The sequence below is a fragment of the Arsenicibacter rosenii genome, assembly GCF_001870735.1.
Taxonomy (GTDB): domain Bacteria; phylum Bacteroidota; class Bacteroidia; order Cytophagales; family Spirosomataceae; genus Arsenicibacter; species Arsenicibacter rosenii.
Window position 1 is genome coordinate 190008 of record NZ_MORL01000005.1, and the last position, 20472, is coordinate 210479.

Annotated in this window: 16 protein-coding genes and 1 tRNA gene; 2 read left to right on the forward strand and 15 right to left on the reverse strand. The window is 48.0% G+C overall.

The window, feature by feature from the left end; genetic code table 11:
* Positions 1 to 6: 6 nt before the first annotated feature.
* From BLX24_RS11905 to BLX24_RS11970, 14 genes are all read right to left on the reverse strand, one after another.
* Positions 7 to 1125, reverse strand: coding sequence for a cytochrome c oxidase subunit II (locus BLX24_RS11905; RefSeq protein ID WP_071503369.1), 1119 nt, complete (start codon positions 1123 to 1125; stop codon positions 7 to 9).
* A 13-nt stretch (positions 1126 to 1138) separates the two neighbouring features.
* On the reverse strand, positions 1139 to 2449 hold the full coding sequence (locus tag BLX24_RS11910) for a quinol:cytochrome C oxidoreductase (RefSeq protein ID WP_071503370.1): 1311 nt from the start codon (positions 2447 to 2449) through the stop codon (positions 1139 to 1141).
* A 96-nt stretch (positions 2450 to 2545) separates the two neighbouring features.
* Positions 2546 to 3151 carry a c-type cytochrome gene (locus BLX24_RS11915; protein WP_071503371.1) on the reverse strand — a complete coding sequence of 202 codons (606 nt, stop codon included), beginning with the start codon at positions 3149 to 3151 and terminating at the stop codon, positions 2546 to 2548.
* Between the two features lie 15 nt (positions 3152 to 3166).
* Positions 3167 to 3703: a DUF3341 domain-containing protein gene (locus BLX24_RS11920; protein WP_071503372.1), complete on the reverse strand. Its 537-nt coding sequence runs from the start codon at positions 3701 to 3703 to the stop codon at positions 3167 to 3169.
* A 24-nt stretch (positions 3704 to 3727) separates the two neighbouring features.
* Positions 3728 to 5158 carry an NrfD/PsrC family molybdoenzyme membrane anchor subunit gene (nrfD, locus tag BLX24_RS11925; RefSeq protein ID WP_071503373.1) on the reverse strand — a complete coding sequence of 477 codons (1431 nt, stop codon included), beginning with the start codon at positions 5156 to 5158 and terminating at the stop codon, positions 3728 to 3730.
* Positions 5159 to 5183: 25 nt separating this feature from the next.
* Entirely contained in the window at positions 5184 to 8285 is a 3102-nt protein-coding gene (locus tag BLX24_RS11930) for a TAT-variant-translocated molybdopterin oxidoreductase (protein ID WP_071503374.1), read from the reverse strand.
* A gap of 55 nt (positions 8286 to 8340) precedes the next feature.
* Positions 8341 to 9621, reverse strand: a complete 1281-nt coding sequence (locus BLX24_RS11935) for a cytochrome c3 family protein (RefSeq protein WP_229201780.1) — start codon at positions 9619 to 9621, stop codon at positions 8341 to 8343.
* A gap of 354 nt (positions 9622 to 9975) precedes the next feature.
* Positions 9976 to 10046: transfer RNA gene (locus BLX24_RS11940), tRNA-Cys, on the reverse strand.
* A gap of 198 nt (positions 10047 to 10244) precedes the next feature.
* Positions 10245 to 12029 carry a 30S ribosomal protein S1 gene (gene rpsA / locus BLX24_RS11945; RefSeq protein WP_071503376.1) on the reverse strand — a complete coding sequence of 595 codons (1785 nt, stop codon included), beginning with the start codon at positions 12027 to 12029 and terminating at the stop codon, positions 10245 to 10247.
* A 258-nt stretch (positions 12030 to 12287) separates the two neighbouring features.
* Entirely contained in the window at positions 12288 to 12803 is a 516-nt protein-coding gene (locus BLX24_RS11950; RefSeq protein ID WP_071503377.1) for an HNH endonuclease, read from the reverse strand.
* A gap of 123 nt (positions 12804 to 12926) precedes the next feature.
* The gene (gene smpB / locus BLX24_RS11955) at positions 12927 to 13388 is read right to left on the reverse strand and encodes an SsrA-binding protein SmpB (protein ID WP_071503378.1); all 462 of its coding nucleotides are present in this window, start codon (positions 13386 to 13388) and stop codon (positions 12927 to 12929) included.
* 425 nt (positions 13389 to 13813) lie between these two features.
* Complete coding sequence (locus BLX24_RS11960; protein ID WP_071503379.1) at positions 13814 to 14416, reverse strand: OmpH/Skp family outer membrane protein; 603 nt, start codon at positions 14414 to 14416, stop codon at positions 13814 to 13816.
* 59 nt (positions 14417 to 14475) lie between these two features.
* Entirely contained in the window at positions 14476 to 14844 is a 369-nt protein-coding gene (locus tag BLX24_RS11965) for a hypothetical protein (protein ID WP_071503380.1), read from the reverse strand.
* 7 nt (positions 14845 to 14851) lie between these two features.
* Positions 14852 to 17308 (reverse strand): penicillin acylase family protein, encoded by a 2457-nt coding sequence (locus BLX24_RS11970; RefSeq protein WP_071503381.1) that lies wholly within the window; start codon positions 17306 to 17308, stop codon positions 14852 to 14854.
* Between the two features lie 234 nt (positions 17309 to 17542).
* Here BLX24_RS11970 and BLX24_RS11975 point away from each other — a divergent pair, with 234 nt between their 5' ends.
* Positions 17543 to 18391 (forward strand): glycerophosphodiester phosphodiesterase family protein, encoded by an 849-nt coding sequence (locus tag BLX24_RS11975; protein ID WP_071503572.1) that lies wholly within the window; start codon positions 17543 to 17545, stop codon positions 18389 to 18391.
* A gap of 3 nt (positions 18392 to 18394) precedes the next feature.
* A complete protein-coding gene (locus BLX24_RS11980; protein ID WP_071503382.1) occupies positions 18395 to 19927 on the forward strand; it encodes a GH3 auxin-responsive promoter family protein in 1533 nt (510 codons plus the stop codon).
* On the opposite strand, the gene BLX24_RS11985 is transcribed toward BLX24_RS11980, so the two are convergent.
* Positions 19928 to 20416, reverse strand: a complete 489-nt coding sequence (locus BLX24_RS11985) for a flavin reductase family protein (RefSeq protein WP_071503383.1) — start codon at positions 20414 to 20416, stop codon at positions 19928 to 19930.
* Between the last annotated feature and the right edge of the window lie 56 nt (positions 20417 to 20472).

A 20472-nucleotide genomic window follows, 5' to 3' on the forward strand; every position in this document is an offset into this window, starting at 1 on the left:
GTTAAGTTATCGAAGTGAAACACTGGCAGAGCTCGCTCCACCTTCCTGCGTAGATGCTGTTGTGCTGTCTGAAGGAGCGGCTGTTTCTGTTGGCAGATACTTCGCTGCTTTTGCTTTCAGGTTTGCCGGAATCCGTGAAGCATACTCAGGATATGTCGTCAGCAACGGCTTTTGCTCTGAGCACCACTTCTTCCATGAAGCTTCGTCTTCAACAACAATTTTAGCACGCATTGAGAAGTGACCACGGCCACAAACTTCTGTACAGGCTAATTCATAGTTGAAGTCAGGGTTACCCGTTACGTTCCGCATTTCTTCCGTTGTTTTGTCGGCAACGAACCAGAAACGGGTTGGCATGCCGGGCACAGCATCCATCTTCACCCGCAGGTGCGGAATGAATACGCTGTGCAGCACGTCGCGGGCACGGATTTTCAACAAGACAGGTTTTCCTACCGGAATATGCAGTTCGCCCTGCGAGTTAACAAAATCATCAAAAGAAGCTTCGTCGCTGAAATCAACGCCTACTTCGTTGTTGCTGTCTGTTAACTTATAGTTGTATGCGCCCAGTTTATTGTCGTCAACACCCGGATAACGGGTAATCCAGTTAAACTGTTTGCCAACGATTTCGATAACCTGTGCGTCCTGAGGGGCTTCTGACATGATATCACGCCATGCTCTCCAGCCAGTGAATACCATAACCGCCATAACAACCGCAGGAATAACCGTCCAGATCAATTCCAGCTTGTGGTTTTCCGGATAGTAAGATGCCCGCTTTCCTTCACGATACTGGTATTTATAGGCGAAGAAGAACAACAAGGCGTTTGTAACCACAAACGCTGCCGTTACAATTGCCATTGAAATCCAGAAAAGCGTATCCGTCCGGCGTCCGTGGATTGAACCGGCTTCAGGTAAGAAGTATTGTTTTGCACTCATGAATGAAAGGACAAAGCCGATCATTGCCAGTACAAAAAACACCATAAACAGTGCTCCGTTAATACGGTTGCTCATGCCAATACGGCCTTCTTCAACAGGACCGTTGACATTCCGCACCACCGCCGCCATTCTGGATACAACCAGGGCTGCGAGTGCCAGAAATATTATAGATAATAAGCCTACAAGATAAACCATACAATTCGACAGGTTAAATATCGTGGTGTAATGCCTCTTCTAACATCGGGTGATTTTTCGGCACCAGATTAGCCTTCGTCAGCTGAGTCGATAAAGACCAGATAAAACCACAGGCAAAAATCAGGATCATACCGAATTCAATCGGACCGAAACCACCATGCTCACCAACTGTACCCGGCATAATGTTATTGTAAAAGTCAAAGTAGTGACCAACAATAATGCCCCAGGCAGCAATCTTCAGGAAGATTGTTGTACGCTTCGCATCTCTTGTCATTAAAACAAGGAATGGGAACGCAAAGTTTAAGAAAAGGTTAACCCAAAATGTTACCAGATACTTTTCGCCGTAACCGCTGAAACGCTCACGGTAGTAGATTGTTTCTTCAGGTAAGTTAGCATAGTAAATCAGCATGAACTGAGCAAACCATACATACGTCCAGAAGATACTGAAAGCAAACATGAATTTACCTAAATCATGCAGGTGGCTCTGGTTAACCCATTTCAGATAACCCTGCTCTTTCAGTGTCACAACAGTTAATGTCATAACTGCCAGACCTGTTACGTGCCAGCTTGCCAGTGTATACCAGCCAAACATTGTTGAGAACCAGTGTGTGTCGATTGACATCACAAAATCCCAGGCTGATGTTGATGATGTTACACCAAATACAACCAGGAAGATAGTTCCGAACTTAATGCTTTTGTTGTAGTACTCTGTACCACCGTACAAATCTTCCTGCAGCGACAGATTACGCAGTACACGCCACAGACCGTACCACAACCCGAAATATGCTACCATCCGGATCAGGTAGAACGGCTTATTCAGAAAGCCTTTTTTACCGTTGATGATCGGATCAAATTCAGGGCTGTTCGGATCGTATAATCCTTCGTGTGTCCAGTGAAAAAGATCATGGCCGGCAATAAAAAATACGGCCAGCATAATTAACCCTGTAACCGGAAGGAAGGCCGGCATAGCTTCAGGAATCCGCTTGAAAGCAGATGACCAACCCGCCTGCGCCAGATAGTTGTACGACAAAAAGAACATACCGACAACAGAAACGCCGGTAAAGTATACTGCATTAACCCAAACGTTTGCCCACAGACGGGTCGTCCATTTGTACTCATGGTGAGCACCAGCATGCTCGTGACCGGCAGCAGCATGAGCCGCTCCATGATGAGCCTCATGACTACCGGCACCAGATGCCAGTAAGTATGCGCCAAGACCAACCAAAGCTACACCAGCGACAATACCAATGATTAATCGGCGTTTTGATTCTGCTGTAAACTCATACTGTTCGTCGAGCGATGGTATTGCGTGAACAGATGCCATTTTTAATGTATTAAGTAGTTTTAGATTTCAGGAACGGTTGATTCGGGGCAGCCCGGCCAGTTTGACCGGCACTCCCTCGAAACCTGAAATAATCTATTATCCTTCTTGTAATTTATGAACGTAGTGAACGATTTTCCAGCGCTCTTCAGGCGTTACCTGTGAACCATGCGGCCACATCCGGCCTTTACCGTTTGTGATCACGTGGAAGATATGCCCGTCGTTCATTGTCTTATAGGCATCTGCGGAGTAACTTGGTACACCTTTGTACATCTTGCCTACTAAGCCATCTCCTTTGCCACCCTCGCCATGGCAGTGCTGGCAGTAACGTCCGTACAGAACTTTCCCTTCTTCCAATGTTTTTTCATTCGAAGGAACCGGGTTTTTCAGTACACGTTCTGCAATGCCGATGCTGTCTGCAGGGATGTTATAAATCATTAGGTCTTTCACTGTGCTGTCGCCTGTACCAAACGATGTATGGTAGTTCGGCCGTGCCACTGTACCCTTTGCCGGTAAGCGCATATTCAGACCATAAGCGTTGTAAGGATGCTCACGTGTCTGCTTATATGGCTCATAACCAACCGGTTCATACATGTTCGGCGCAAATTCCGTACCTGTATCATCATGACCGCGTTTGCAGGAAGTTCCCATCACGACCACGCTCAGGATTGCCAGGGCTGATATGCTGATATGCTTGATAGCCATTGCCAATTTTGGTGATTAGAACTGTTTAACGTTTACTTCAGCTGCTCCTGAAGCTTTCAGAATTTGCTCGATTTTCGTTTCATCAAGTTTGTTTTTGCCCAGATCAATGGCCATGGCAAACTTGTTATCTGTTGTACGAAGATCAAACATCAGTGGCTTAACAGTGGGGCCGAGGCCATTGGATACAATAAATGTACCTACCATGCCAAGCGCACAGAACAAGACTGTTAACTCAAAAATAATCGGGATATACACCGGGAATGAGTAAGAGTCTTTACCACCAACCACCATTGGCCAATCAAGCTTTTCCGTGTACATCGTCAGCGTTAAGGCTGTTAATGTACCTGTCAGACCGAACAGGAATGCGGCAATACCGATCCGTGTACGGGGATGACCTAAGGCTACGTCCAGACCGTGAATAGGAAACGGCGAGTATACTTCATGAATACGTACACCGGCGTCCTTCACCTCTTTTACGGCCTTAAGTACTACATCGTCATCATCAAAAATGCCGACTAAAAATTTACTAGCGCTACCGTGAGATTCTGCCATTGTCTTAACTTCCGATCAGTTTTGTTATTCAGCATCCTTGTTGAATGCTGGTTTGGTTACCCGCTCCCCTTTTGCTACGCCTGACACTGATTTAGGCAGTGTTTCTGACGACGACTTGATGACAGTCTTCACTTCAGCCATGTTTACAACCGGCAGGAATTTCGAGAACAGCAGGAAGAGCGTGAAGAAAAGACCGAACGAGAAAATATAGTCGCTGATATCGAACAGTGTCGGGTGGAACATCGCCCAGCTCGATGGCAGATAATCACGGTGCAGTGATGTCACAATGATTACAAAACGCTCGAACCACATACCGATGTTTACAACCACTGACAGAACAAATGTCCATACTACGCTCCGGCGGATGGCACGTGACCAGAACAGCTGCGGCGAAATTACGTTACAGGTCATCATCGCCCAGTATGCCCACCAGTAAGGACCGGTTGCACGGTTGATAAACGCGTAGCTTTCAAACTCAACACCTGAATACCAGGCAATGAAGAATTCTGTCAGGTAGGCAACACCTACAATCGAACCGGTCAGGGTAATGACTTTGTTCATCGACTCGATGTGTTCGAATGTAATGTAATCTTCCAGCTTAAATACGACACGGATAATCAGCATCAGGTTTTGCACCATGGCAAAGCCTGAGAAGATCGCACCCGCAACGAAGTATGGAGGGAAGATGGTTGTGTGCCAGCCAGGAATAACTGATGTAGCAAAGTCAAAGGATACAATGGTGTGTACTGACAATACCAGTGGTGTTGACAGACCCGCCAGGATCAGACTGATGTACTCATAACGAGCCCATGTTTTTGCTGATCCGTTCCATCCTAATGAGAATGCACCGTAGATATAACGCGATACTTTACTTTTTGCACGGTCACGGATGGTAGCCAGGTCAGGAACCAGACCAATGTACCAGAACACAAGCGATACAGTAAAGTACGTACTGATGGCGAATACGTCCCAAACTAGTGGCGACTTAAAGTTTACCCACAGTGACCCAAAGGTATTAGGCAGTGGTAACGCCCAAAGAGCCAGCCATGGACGGCCCATGTGCATCAGGATAAAGCTCGCAGCACAGATAACGGCGAAGATAGTCATCGCCTCTGCGGCACGGTTTACGGCAGTCCGCCATTTCTGACGGAAGAGCAATAAGATGGCAGAGATCAGTGTACCGGCGTGACCGATACCTACCCACCATACGAAGTTGGTGATATCCCAGGCCCAACCTACGGTTTTATTCAAACCCCAGACGCCCAGACCTTCCCACCATGTCCAGAATACGCACGCGGCACCGTATATCAATACTATCACTGAGATAGTAAATGCAATGGTCCACTCGCGGGTCGGACGGCCTTCTACCTGTCTGCTCACATCCTCCGTTACGTCAGCGTAGGTTTTACCTCCTGTGACGAGCGGAGTTCTTACGGGTGAAGTGATATGCGACATAGATTTCTAATTTACGATATACGGTTTACGCGTGTTCTTCTTTTTTAGCCTCTTTTTTCGGCTCAGCATCCTTATTCCGGATTTTTGTCAGATAAGCGATCTGTGGCCGGACGTTGATTTCTTCCAGTACGTGGAAAGCGCGCCCCTGTTCTTCTGATGCCAGAATTTTTGAAATGCTGCTTTCCGGATTGTTCATGTCACCAAACGTAATGGCGTCTGTCGGACAAGCCTGTGAACAAGCTGTCTGCACTTCATCAGGCAATAACCGGCGACGTTCTTTCTTCGCTGTCAGTTTACCTTCCTGAATACGCTGTACGCAGAATGAACATTTTTCGATTACCCCGCGTGAACGAACTGTTACATCAGGGTTGATAACCATTTTACCTAAATCGTTATTGAAATGGTAATCGAAGTTATCGTTATCGAAGTACTTGAACCAGTTAAAGCGACGTACTTTATATGGACAGTTGTTCGCACAGTAACGGGTACCCACACAACGGTTGTATGTCATCTGGTTCAACCCTTCTGTGCTGTGCGTTGTAGCCAATACAGGGCATACCGTCTCGCAAGGAGCGTTTGTACAGTGCTGGCAAAGCATTGGCTGGAAAGTAACTTCCGGATTTTCAGAAGCTACTTCAAGCGCCTGAAAGCCAGCAATCATCCCCATATTTTCTACATCAGCATCGCTGCTATAGTAGCGGTCAATACGCATCCAGTGCATTTCACGACGCATAATTACTTCGTCGCGACCAACTACCTGGATGTTATTTTCAGCATTACAGCCGACGACACAGGCACCACAACCGATACATGAGTTCAGGTCGATAACCATACCCCATGAGTGGTTAGGCTTACCGTATCCGTGCCACAAGGTAATGTTTGTAGCATCTGTTACGCCTTCCGACGTTACCACTTTCGGCTCGTGACGGCCCGCTTTCGGGTTCTTTTTATATTCGGCCAGTACAGACTCCTGCAATACGGCATGACGGCCCATTACCGTGTCGTGCGTTTGTGTCTGAGCAATCTCACGTTTACCGCTTGATTTTTCAACTTTTGCACTAACACCTGAGAACACAACATAACCGTTCGCTACTGATGCCAGCGGGAAAGCGCTTTTTCCAACACCATTGGCAGCTTTACCGGCTTTTTCACGGCCATATCCGATAGCGACAGCTACCGTTTTATCGGCCTGGCCCGGCTGTACCAGCACCGGCAGTTCAATAGCCGGCTTGCCATCTACAGTTACATTCACCAGATCACCCTGCTCCAGGCCTAACTCAGATGCTGTACGCTGTGAAATAGCAGCATAATTATCCCAGCAAGCTTTAGAGACCGGATCCGGCAATTCCTGTAACCATGGGTTATTAGCGGATGAACCAGTACCTAAACCAACTTTTTCGTAGATAGCCAGTTCAATACCGTCGTTAGCGGCTTTATACCGTGAAGCAACAGCAGGTGCAGCAGTGGCTAAGCTGGCTGTATTAAAGGATGCACCGGCTGCGGCTACTCCTTTAGCTGGCTCAAACACGCCGTCATTCAGTGTTTTAACCCAGAATGATTCAAATGAACCGCCACCGGCTTTAGGGAAGATCGTTGTCCGCCAGAAACCTTTCAGGAATGCCGCATAATCACCTGACTTACCGGCCCATGTCAACAAGCTTGACTGGAACTGGCGTGTCTTGAAAATATTCGTGATGGTTGGCTGCATCAGGCTATAGAAGCCAGCCTTAGGTTCTGCATCGCCCCAGCTCTCCAGGAAATGCGGAGCCGGTGTGATGAACTTACACAATGATGCCGTTTCTTCGGCCCGATCAGCAAACGAAACCGAAAGCTGTACTTTTGGTAACGCCTGAGCCAGTTCAGCACCACGCGGGTGATCATAAACCGGATTGGCACCAAAGAAAAGAACCGCCTGAACCTGACCTGCCTTCGCCGCATCAATAAATGCGTTCATCTGCACGTCATTTCCCTGACGGTAATTGATCGGTGTATTGATATCGATTGTTGTTCCGTAGCTGCCCAGCAAGCTGTTCAGGGCGTTTACAACAATCTGAACATTCGGGTCATTAGAACCAGCAACAACCAGAGCCGCACCGCGTGAAGCAATCAGGTCATTTGCTGCCTTATCCAGATAACGAATGTCTACTGCAGGCGCACTGATTGGTGAACCACCCAGTTTCGCAGCCACTTTATTGTAAAGAGCCGCAACTACCAGACCTTCCTGCGAAGGCTTGTACGTGCCGCGATAGTCAGCGTTTGAACCAGTCATCGACAGGATTGTCTCAAACTGATAATGGCGCGACATCTCTTTTTTAGTCGCACTCAGCTTACGCGTCTGCGCATACGGTTTTGCGAATTCCAGCGGTGCAACCCAGGTACCCAGGAAATCAGCCCCGATACTTACGATTGTTTTTGCTTTGCTGAAATCATAAGAAGGAACAACGGCCTTACCAAACGACGCCTGGTTGGCCTGTACGATACCGAATGATGAGTTGGCATCATACATAACATGCTGAGTCGTCGGATATTTCGCCGTAAATTCAGCAATAACGGCTTTTGTTGAAGGGCTCAGGATCGTTGATGTAACGATGCGGATTGCTCCGCTACGACCAGCAACAGCATTCAGTTGGCTAACGATTTCCCGGTCAACTGTGGCCCAGTCAGCATCAGCTTCACCTTTTTTAGGACCTTTCAGCTTGTCGATGTCATATAATGACAAAACCGACGCCTGCACACGGGCAGTTGTACCGCCTTTTGTGATGCTCGACGAAGGGTTACCTTCAATTTTGATTGGCCGGCCTTCCCGTGTTTCGACCAGGATACTGGCATAATCACCACCTTCAATGTAAGTTGAAGCGTAGTAATCAGAAATTGACGGGAATGTAAATTCCGGTTTGTTCAGATAAGGAATTGCCTTACGAACAGGGGCCTCACAGGCTGCTAATGATACAGCAGCGATGCTAAAGCCCATTGCTTTCAGGAAGTCACGGCGTTGTGTGTTAGAGCCTCCCAGAAGATCATCGGCCGAGTTTACATTCGAAAATTCGCTGTTCGCGTTTTTTACAAATTTAACATCGTTACGAAGTTCTTCGACACCCTTCCAATACCGTTTAGATGTATTTTCCATGCGTGCTTTAATACGTCAGATTACCCTTTTCTTTGAGTCACCGAAGTGGTGGAAATTAATAGTGGCATTTTGAACACTCCAGACCACCAATGTTTGCCACTTTAAGCGGCTCTTTGCTTTCCTTACGGTGCAGGGCAACCAGCTTGTCGTAATAAGCGTTGTCTTTTGTGTTAACTTCTGTTTTCCGGTGGCAATCGATACACCAGCCCATTGTTAAAGAGGACCGTTGCTCAACTACTTCCATTTTTTCAATCTCACCATGACAGGTCTGGCACTGAATATTACCGACATTGGCATGCTGGGCGTGATTGAAATAAGCCAGATCAGGCAGGTTATGAACGCGGATCCATTCGATAGGACGGTTCTGCTCGATGGCTGCGTAGATTTTCTGAATTTCCGGCGATTCTTTTTTGATGACACCGTGGCAATTCATACAAATGTTGGCCGAAGGAATCGTTGCCGATTTCCCGCGGTTTGCACCCGTATGGCAATAGTTACAGTCAATTTTGTATTGACCGGCATGCAGCTTGTGCGAATACGCGATTGGCTGTTTCGGTGCATATCCCTGCTGGATACCGATACCGTACAGGCCGTCAAGCGTTGACTTAACAACAACAAACAGGAAAATCCAGATCACAATTGAACGGGCAACCGGATTGTTGATTGTATTGGTCAGGCCATCCCGTAGGCGCTGCATAAACGGAGCTTCAGTCGTACCTTCCCCGCCTGCAGGGGTAACAGCCTTCGACAGAATGGATACAATCGCCAGCAGAACACCTAATACCAGTAACATAACCACTAACAGTGCGACCAGTACAAACGTAAAGAGGTTTGATGGTGATTCAGACGTTGCCGCAGCAGTAGCCTGACCACCTGCCGCCGGAACAGCCGTAGCTGCCGCCGCCGGAGCAGCGTTAGCTGAATCAATGTAATCCAGAATGCTCGTGATGTCAGAATCCGACAGGTTCGGGAAGCTTGACATCGCGATTTTATTGAACTTGTTGTACACACCTACTGCGTACGCATCTCCGCTCGCCACAACGGCCTGCGAGTTACGGATCCATTTCTTAAGCCAGTCTTCGCCAGGTGTACGCTGACGAACGCCTTTCAGGCCAGGACCGACCACTACTTCATCGGAAGCAGCATGACATTGGGCACAGTTGTTAGTGAACAACGACTTCCCTTTTTCTACGTCTCCGCCACCACCGGCGGGTGCCGAAGTAGCCGCAGCCGGATCTCCTCCGGCAGCCGAGTCCTGCGCCATTGCCTGACCACTACCAACCAGGATTGCCAGTGACAGAGCGAATGCTCCGCAAAACGTCGATAAGCGACTCATTGCAAATTGCTTATTCATTGACTGTTGATACATACTTTTTACCAACTTATTATTGGCACACAAAAGTAATGCAGGATTGCTATTCAGTCAAAAAATGGTTTTTTTATTTTCCATGCCACCTTTATTTATAACTTTTCTAAGCAACTAGCTGATTGGCAGTTTTCTGAGCGATTTTCCTTACCGTTTATCCAGTTTTTCTTTGTAAAAAATAAATTTTTCTACGATTAATTAATTCAACTATTCTATCATTATTTTAATCATATAAACATTACTTATACTGTCTGATTTCAGCATTCAAAATCGGTAAAAAATAAAAATCCCTGTACCAACATTTTGTCGATACAGGGATTTTTGAGGTTCCGAGCGGATTCGAACCGCTGTAGAAGGTTTTGCAGACCTCTGCCTAGCCACTCGGCCACGGAACCGTTTTGTATGTCACATCTGTCATTGCTGACAAACGGGACTGCAAAACTAGAAGAAAAATGTTTTTATCACAATACCGCCTCAAAAAATATCGTAAAAATTAAAAAGGGTCGAATCCGGCAACGATAAGACAGTGTCTGTATCGCTGACCAATCCGACCCTCCTCAATATCCGGTGCCCGACAGGCAGACGGCTATTGATTATTTTTTCCCTTCCAGTTGCTCTTTCAATGCAGCCAGTGCATCAAGATCACCTAACGTAGCACCACGCTCAGCCTGTGCAGGAGCGGCTTTCTCAGCTTTAGGGGCTTTAGGCTTCGCTTCTTTTTTAGGCTCGTCTTTTTCCTGCCATGTCTTTGTATGCGACAGCATGATACGTTTCTCTTCTTTCGAGAACTCGGTTACTTTGAAGTCAAGTGACTCACCAACTTCGGCCAGTGAACCGTCTTCTTTCGCCAGATTCTTGATCGAGCAGAAACCTTCGATGCCGTATGGCAGCTCCAGTGTAGCTACTTTGTCGTTTTTGCTCAGGATTGTGCAACGGTGTGTTGATCCTACATAGAATACAGACTCAAACGTATCCCATGGGTTCTCTTCCAGTTGCTTGTGGCCTAACGCCAGACGACGGTTTTCAACGTCCAGTTCAAGTACAATCACTTCCAGTTCTTCACCAACTTTGATGAAGTCTGAAGGATGCTTGATCTTCTTCGTCCATGACAGGTCAGATACGTGTACCAGACCGTCGATCCCTTCTTCCAGTTCAAGGAACAGACCGAAGTTGGTCAGGTTACGAACTACACCTTTGTGTTTTGTACCAACGGCATATTTCGTACGCAGTTCCGGACGAGTCCAGGGATCTTCTGTCAGTTGTTTAATGCCCAGTGACATTTTGCGCTCGGAGCGGTCCAGTGTCAGAACAACAGCTTCAACTTCGTCGCCCACTTTCAGGAATTCCTGTGGGTTACGCAGGTGCTGTGACCATGACATTTCAGAAACGTGGATCAAGCCTTCAACGCCCGGCATGATTTCCAGGAACGCACCGTAGTCAGCTACGTTTACGATCCGGCCCTTCACTTTCGAGCCAACCTGGATATCTTCAGCAAGTGCATCCCAAGGATGAGCCTGCAGTTGTTTCATCCCTAATGAGATCCGCTTCTTGTCCTCATCAAAGTCAAGCACAACAACGTTCACACGCTGATCGAGGTGCAGTACTTCTGACGGGTGATTGATCCGGCCCCATGAAATATCGGTAATGTGCAACAGACCGTCGACACCACCCAGATCGATGAACACACCGAAGTTGGTCATGTTCTTGATAACGCCTTCCAGTACCTGACCTTTCTCAAGGTTGTTCAGGATCTGAGTACGTTGTGCTTCAAGGTCTTTCTCGATCAGTACTTTGTGCGACACAACCACGTTGTCGTTCGCATAGTTGATCTTAACGACCTTAACTTCCATTTTCTTACCAACGAAGATGTCGAAGTCGCGGATTGGTTTCACATCGATCTGCGAACCTGGTAAGAATGCTTCGATACTGTAAATATCTACAATCAGACCACCTTTCGTCCGGCGCTTCACGAAACCATCGATAATGAGGTCTTCGTCCAGAGCCTTCTGAATTTTTTGCCATGCTGTGATTACCTTGGCTTTCTTACGAGACAGCACCAGCTGCCCGTTCGGGTCTTCCTGGTTTTCTACGTAAACTTCAACTTCGTCACCCATTTTCAGGTCCGGCAAATCCCGGAATTCTGAAGCAGGAACTAAACCGTCTGACTTGAAACCAATGTTCAGGATCACTTCACGATCTGTAATCCCGACCACGGTGCCCATAACAACTTCTTTTTCGTTTACCTGCGACAGTGTGTCGTTGTAAAGTTGTTCCATGCGGCTGCGTTCGTCAGCCGTATACCCGCTACCGAATCCTTTGTTATCTGCCCGGTCCCAGTCAAATTCTGGCAGATTGTCGCTTTTCTGCGTTTTGCTCATAAATGTTTGGTTGCTTGACCCTCTTAGCTACATCAGACTGTGGGTCAAATGGCAGTCTGAATTTTAGTTTTACATCTTTGTAAAAAGGACTGCAAAGGTAAGATTTTTTCGTAACAAAAAGTTCTCTTTGGGCAAAAAGCGTTTGAGTTTCAGCAATAAATAACCGAGGGATTACCAACCAGCCGGAAGATTTAACAATCTCACCCTTAGCCGGATGGCAACCCCTCGGTTTACAGACGTATGTGGTTATGCTACCTGTTAATCATACCGGCGCTCGCGTTTAGCAATAAACGGCATCCAGCTGGCATCGACAGCTCCTGAAAATTCGCGCAGAAAAAGCAGGAAGGATGGTTTAAACGGTCGTTGCCGGATGTGGAGATTCGCTTCTTCCGGTGTGTAATCTCCTTTCTTGGAATTACAGCGCTTACAGGCGGTTGTCAAATTATCCCAGTTCGTTTTTCCTCCCCTCGATTTCGGCATCACATGATCTAACGTCAGGTCTTCAGTCGTACCGCAGTACTGGCACCGGTGCCCGTCCCGCTTAAAAATATTCTGGCGGGTCAGCATAACGCCTTTATAAGGCAGATTAACATACCGGTGTAGCCGGATTACGGTTGGCATCGGAAATTCAGCCTGAACAGTACGAAGCTTAAATTGATCAGATTCGGCAACTAGTTCAGCCTTATTCAGAAAAACAAGCAAAAATGCTTTTGGAACGGAACAGATACTAAGCGCACTATAGTCTTGGTTTAAGATTAATACTTTCCTGCCCATACGTGGTTGAAACTTCTCTGTTTTTTAGCAATTTACAGAGTTGTCCACATTTCCACAAGATGTACTCACCGTTAAATTACTTAATGCCATAACGGGCAGAAACGTCTTGATTTCTTAACCTGATCAGTACCGCTCCCGCTGCATACTGCGCTCAGCCTCGCGCTCTTTAATGCTGTCGCGCTTATCATAAAGCTTTTTCCCTTTTGCCAGCGCAATTTCCATTTTTGCAAAGCCACGTTCTGAAGTATACAACCGTACCGGTACAATTGTCAGCCCCTGATCCTTGAGTTTTTCCGTGAGCTTCCGCAGTTCCCTTTTGGTCAGCAGCAGTTTCCGGTCGCGGAGTGGTTCATGGTTATTGTAGGTACCTTCTGTGTAAGCCGAAATACTCATCTGGCGAATAAATAATTCGTCACCCAGAAACAAACAATAGGCATCCTGCAAATTAACTTTTCCTTGCCGGATCGACTTAATTTCGGTGCCGGTCAGAACAATGCCGGCGGTATATGTATCAATGAAGTAATACTCAAAAGACGCTCTGCGGTTTTTAATATTTACTTCTTTTGCAATCGTTGCAGATGCCATATTAACTAATCAATGAGGATAAATGAATATGCTGAATAAACAGAGAAAGACGGCAGAGGTTCGCAGGAGAGCAATAAAAAAAGACGCCCGGAGGATCAATGCGTGCGTTTTTAAAAACGGTACCAAAGTCACAGCCTCAAGACCTGATACAGCATTGATACCTTCCAGGCGATATCTTTATGTATGAAGGAAAGCAAAAGTATTCTTCAAAAAATACAAGCAATAATTGTGCCTGTCTTATTTTATCTCAGAAGAATACAATAGATTCAGCGTTTTGTAAAGAACACTTACTTTTTTAGAGGTACCAACTGGTTTGTTTTGATTCTAACAAAAATAATACCAGTATTACCATCCTCTACAAAACGCCGCTTTTCATCTACGGAAAGAACTCACTAATGGATTTAACTATTCCAAATTTAGCAAAATTATTTCTTAACCGTCTCTTGCGTAGATTTATAGTCTTTATTTAACCCTTCAAGAACCTTTTTGGTTACATCATTAGGCGCATCCGCAAAAAGAATACCGCCGCCTTTTGTATAGCCTAATACAAACTCGTATTTATTCTCTTTGTTGTATTTTTTCAGATACTCAAAAATCTTGTTGTAAAGTTCTTCGTTCTTCTTTTGCTCATCCAAAGCCAGTTGCTGGGCAGCCCGTTCACGGTATTGCAGCAATTCCTGTTGCTCTTTCTGCAAAGCAGCTTCTGTAGCACGCGCCTGATCCATGGTCATTGTCTGAGCGCGCTGCTGGAAAAATGCGGCTTTATTCTGCAGGTTACGGCCTTTTGTGTTCAGGTCGTTATCTAATTGAAAACGCTTGCTTTCAAGTACTTTCTGCGTATCCTTGAAAAAATCGTATTTGGTCAGCAGGGAGTCAACGTTGACATAAACAATCGACTTACCTTTTGATTCGGTAGGTACAGCTGTTGCTGTTGTTTCTTGTGATGGGGTCCCTTTGAAATGCAAATAATACAGTACAGCGACGGCAACAGCCAGTACGATGTTAAGAATCAACGAAGCGTTCTTCACGAGATAATCAGTTAGTTATTGTTAATAGTTTCTACAAAATTATCAAAATCATTGCCTAATTACGCCCTTTTCCCTACGATTTGTTGAGAGGGCGCCATTGCCTGCCGGATATAGTAACCCGCCAGTCCGGCTAAACCAGCCACCAGACCAGCCACTAACGGCGTCAAAAGCAGCATTCCTGCCGGTGAGGTACTTTTAATAATCAGCTGGCTCATGCGGTTTGTCATAATCCCACCCGTCTGTACATGAATCAGCAACGCATAGGCAGCCCAAACCAGCGCAGCTCCGGCAAATGCCTGTCCGAATGATTGCCAGGCATGTTTCCCCTGCCAGTAACAACAGCCTGCCGCTACTAATGCCATACTCCACCAGGGCAACAGGAGCTGGGCCACAAAACTTAATACGGCGATAATCAGAATAAGTCGCATAATGAATCTATCGTTGTTGTAGCACTAACTTATAGGCCAGGCGAGGATGCTTCCCGGTAACTTGCTGAAAATAAAGCAACTCGTTCAGTTTACCATCTGCCCATGTCTGGATCATGTTCTGGTACAGCGGACTGCCCGGATTCCCTGACTGCCCGCCCGGATACACGCCGTATGCTTTCGGCGATGGGCCAAGCGCCACCACCATCCGCCACGAAGGTCCGTGTTTTTCGGAGGTCGCATTGACCACGGTAGCCCCTCCCCCGTTCTGAACCCCAATAGCACTGAAGGCATCCATGCCTGGCAGCAGGTGCCTGACAGACGTATTTTTATGCTTGCTCCACGCCCAGCCAGTACCCAATTCGCCGTGTTTTCTCTGCAACGAGTCACAGGCGGCCTGAAAGGACTGCGTTACGATATCAGCTATTGTTTCGCGCTGCGGCGTTTTCGTGTTGTCGAACCAGCGGGATTGCGGATCACGCTGCATGAGTGTCAGCGTGCGGTCAAAACCAGGATAACGCATAGGCAGCGTATCACCGGCATCAAATTCATCTTTCCAGACGGCCTCCATCAACTGCTCATACCATACGGTGAAAATACTGGCCCCGACGGCATCGGCATCGTTGTAGCGGTTCCAGGCGTTCATCACTCCCAGTGCCTTCGTTTGCAGACCACTCAGCCGTTTTACGTCGACGAGCGGCATCCATACCGGCAAGGCATCGACCGCCCGCAGGTTCAGGTTATCATTTTGCAGACCACGCAGACTATCGGCCGTTGCGCCCTTCATGGCTGCCAGCCGCTGGTTGATACGCCGGCCGCGTTCTGCCGGCGCAAACTGCCAGTTCAGGTAATAGGGATAGGTCGGATCGGTCGAAAACTGATTAGCAGAACTGACGAACCCACGGGGCGGATTTTTAACCCGTGGGTTCTGCTCGGCCGGAATCCAGCCCTGCCAGTCATAGGCCGGACTTGTTCCGTCGAGCAAAAACTTGCCCTGATCTTTCCACTTCAACGGGAAACGGCCGTTGGGCGAAATGGCGATATTCCTGCTGTTGTCGGCAAAAACAAAATTCTGGGCAGGTGCCGCATAATGGGCCAACGCCTTTACATAATCATCGTAGTTGGTTGCACGGTTAAGCTGGTAGAAACACAGTAAGTCATTAGCGGCTTCATGGGCAATCCAGCGGGCCGCGTGCCCCACCGGAATATTCGGCCGGAACGGCTTTTGCGCACCCATATATACGACGGGGCCATGATGCGTGTAGTATACCGTGTCGACCACATCGGGCTTCCCTTTTACTTTGATACGTTCGATGCGGCGGGTAGTCTGTTTCCACTGCCTGTCGTGCAGATAGGCCGAATGCTGATCGTCTTTAAACTGAATGGTATAAAAATCCAGCACATCGGCTCCTACATTCGTTACCCCCCAGGCAACGTTCTTGTTGAAGCCGATGATTACCCCCGGCGCACCTGGCAGCGACGCTCCATATACGTTCAGCGTCGGCGTAACAATCTGAATCTGATACCATATCGACGGCAGGCTCAGGGTCAGATGCGGATCATTGGCCAGAATCGGGTAACCGGTCGCTGATTTTTCAGCACCAACCGCCCAGTTATTGCTGCCAACGGATGGATCGTGGCGAATCAATCCGGCGTTGAATGCCGGAGCGGCCATGCCTAACAGGCGCTGTTGCATCACAGAGTCTTTGGGCGTAGCCGGAACCGGCAACGGGGTAAAGTCCCATTTGGTACCCGACGGAATAATCGGATCTTCGCGGGTCGGGTAATCGGGGAATAAATCGGCAACCACACCGGCGCCGTATTTTTTCAGCAGGTTGGTCATCCTGAGGTCATCGGCTCCCATCGCCAGCGTACTCGTCATCTGTTTCAGGAGATAAGCACATTTGATCGGTGTCCATGGCTCAGGTGCATAGCCCAGCAGTTTATACTCGATCGGGTACTTTCCGGGGCTCAGCTGCTCAATCCAAGCGTTAATGCCTGCGGTGTATGCCTCTACAATCTCTTTGGTTTTCGGATCGGCCAGCATCGCTTTTACGGCTTTTTCGGCACCGAAACCCATGCCCATCCGCCGGTTGAAACGGTCGAGTTCGAGCGCCCGTTCGCCGACGATTTCCGAAATACGGCCGGCAGCGGCATGCGTCTGAAACTCCATCTGCCAGAGGCGGTCCCGCGCTGTCACAAACCCCTGCGCGAAATAGGCATCATAGTCATTTTGGGCAAATACATGCGGTACGCCTATATCGTCAAATAAAACAGTGACCGGCTGCCGAGTGCCTTTAATGGTAAATTCCAGATCAGTCGTGGCAACTGATTCGGCATTTTGCCAGAAGCCTGTAAACGGGCTTAGGAGAGGACCAAAGGCGGGAATAGCCCCCCAGGGGCGGTTAAGTGCCAAAACAATAGTCAGTGCCAGTACACTGCTACCAATGGCTTTCAGATTGTTCATAAAGCTAAGGGAATCGGGCCGCAAGTAAAATATTCTTTATTTAATAAAAAATAGTCTTTATCACCCCGAATGCAACTTTCTGTGAATTAACTTGCTTCAGCAATTCACAGAAACTTCATAAGCGTCTGCAACAGGGGTCCGGCAATTTGTGTTATGCAAGGAGTTTCATGCTGTTAACATCTGCCTATGCGCTGTATTTTCTTTCTTTCACTGTTCATACCGGTACTGCATGTTATGGGGCAAACAACCACAAAGGTACTTGACATACAGGGGCATCGGGGCTGTCGGGGGCTAATGCCCGAGAATACGATTCCTGCCTTCCGGAAAGCATTAGATCTGGGCGTCACCACGCTTGAGTTAGATGTCGTGATCAGCAATGACCAGCAGGTCGTTGTCTCACACGAACCCTATTTCAACGCCGACATTACAACGGCTCCTGACGGTACGCCCGTTTCGCGCCAAAACCAGAAGGAGCTCAACATATACCGGATGGATTATAACGATGTCAAACGGTATGATGTCGGGCTTCGGGGAAATGTTAACTATCCGGAACAGCAAAAGCAGGCTGCTTATAAGCCATTGCTAAAGGAAGTATTCGACTCGATGGAAGCATACCGGAAAACCAATAATCTTCCGGAATTCGGTTATAATATTGAAATTAAAAGTGAGCCGGATCAGTATGGCATATCCCAGCCGGCACCTGCGGCTTTTTCTGACCTGGTGCTGGCCATAATTAAAGAACACATATCGCCGGACCGGATTACCATACAAAGTTTTGATTTCGCGGTTTTAAAACACTGGAAACAACAGATTGACGCCGGTAAGTATCCGAAAATCAAACTTGCTGCCCTGGTAGCAGATTTGAAAAGTGTGGATACCCATTTAAAAGATTTAGGATTTATACCCGATATTTATAGTCCATATTTCCGACTTTTGGGTCAGGAAAAGGTGAATCGTATTCATCAGAAAGGGATGAAAGTGATTCCCTGGACGGTAAATAACGCCGGCGAGATGCAAAAGCTGAAAGGTTGGGGCGTCGACGGTATCATTACGGATTATCCGGATCGTGCAAAAGGATTGTAGCTTATGACACTGCTGAACACTACGCTTAAATGGCTTCTTGAACGTCGGTTGCCCCGCATCGAGTCGATGATGAAGCACCCTGGTGAGGTGCAGCAGCAGGTTTTTAACCAGCTCATCCGCCGTGGCCGGCGCACGCACTGGGGAAAGCTGCACCACTATGGCAGCATCCGCTCCGTTAAGGATTTTCAGACACAGGTGCCGGTATCCTCTTACGAAGACCTGTACCCGTATATTGAACGAACCATGAAAGGCGAGAACAACCTCCTCTGGCCCTCTCCTATTCACTGGTTCTCTAAATCGTCGGGGACGACCAATGCCCGCAGTAAGTTTATTCCCGTTTCGCAGGAATCGCTGGACGATTGTCATTTCAAAGGGGGCAAAGACATGATGGCACTTTATGTCGCCAACCGCCCCGACAGCAAAACGTTTGAAGGCAAAGGACTCTCTATTGGGGGAAGTCTGCACGAAAATCCGTTCAGCAAAAGCGGTGCGGCAGGTGACGTCTCGGCCGTAGTGATGAAAAACCTCCCCTCGTGGGCGCAATACATCCGCACACCAACAATCGATGTCGCGCTCATGAGCGAGTGGGAGTCGAAAATTGAACGGATGGCCGAAGTAACGGCTCGCGAAAACGTGACGAGTATTCTGGGCGTACCAACCTGGACCCTCGTGCTGCTCGATAAGATCCTGGCCAATACCGGCAAATCCAATATTCTGGACGTATGGCCTAATTTTGAGGTCTTTATTCATGGGGCAGTCAATTTCCAGCCGTATCGCGAACTGTTTACGCAACACGTCTTCCCGTCAGGAGATATTAAATACCTTGAGGTTTATAACGCCTCCGAAGGCTTTTTCGCGATTCAGGATGATGTCCGGCGGATCGGTGAGATGCTGGTCATGCTCGACTACGGCATTTTCTACGAGTTTGTTCCGATGGAAGAAGCCGACAGCCCGTTCCCGAAAGCGCTGACGATTGAAGAAGTCGAACTCCATAAAAACTATGCGCTGGTTATTTCGACCAACGGCGGGTTATGGCGTTACCGGGTTGGCGATACGGTCCGGTTTACCTCTCTGTATCCGCACCGGCTCAAAGTCAGCGGCCGTACCAAGCACTTTATCAATGCATTCGGGGAGGAAGTCATTGTCGAAAATGCCGAGGCGGCGATAACCAAAGCCTGTGAGGCGACCGGGGCAGTCATCGCCGACTACACGGCGGGGCCTGTTTATATGGGTGGTAACCAAAACGGCCGGCACGAATGGATTATTGAGTTTTCGCAGCCACCCGCCGACCAGTCGTATTTCAACCATATTCTTGACGAGACCCTACGCCTCGTCAACTCCGATTACGACGCGAAACGATACAACGACATGGTGCTGCAGGCACCAATCATTCATGCTGTCCCGCGCGGCACGTTTTACAACTGGATGGGACAACGCGGGAAGTTAGGCGGACAGCATAAGGTTCCCCGTCTGGCCAATTCACGGGAGTATCTGGACGACATTCTGCACTGTCTGGATCAGGACTACGTCGATTAACTACCCCCGGACCAGCCCTTTTTCGCGCAGGAAATTGTTTGTCAGCACCGTTTTATCGGGGTTAAGTACTACCTGACCGATCACTTCACATACGAACAGTACATGGTCGCCGGAATCGATCTGCCCGATCACCTGACATTGTGCATAGCCAATGGCGTCTGTCAGGAAAGGGCAACCGCGGGTATCCAGCGCATACGGCAACCGGCTAAACTTATCCTGATCACGACCGCTTTTGCGGCCGAGCCGGCCGATGAGACCTGTCTGATCGTCAGCCAGCAGATTGACGTTGAGTATACCGCTTTGCTGCACGAGGGTAATGGTATAATCAATTTTATACAGGGCCACGGTCAGGTGAGTGCCGCCCATGGCCGTCTGCATCACCCATGTGGCAATGTTGGCGTTATAACGTGCGTCGGGCGTACCGGCGCCGGTTACGGTTGTAATGGCGTGAACGTCGTAGTTTTTATATTTCAGTAGTTTTCTTGCCATTGGTAAGCGTCTTGAAGTTCAAACGGGTTATCGTAGTTTTGCAGTGAACAAAGCGT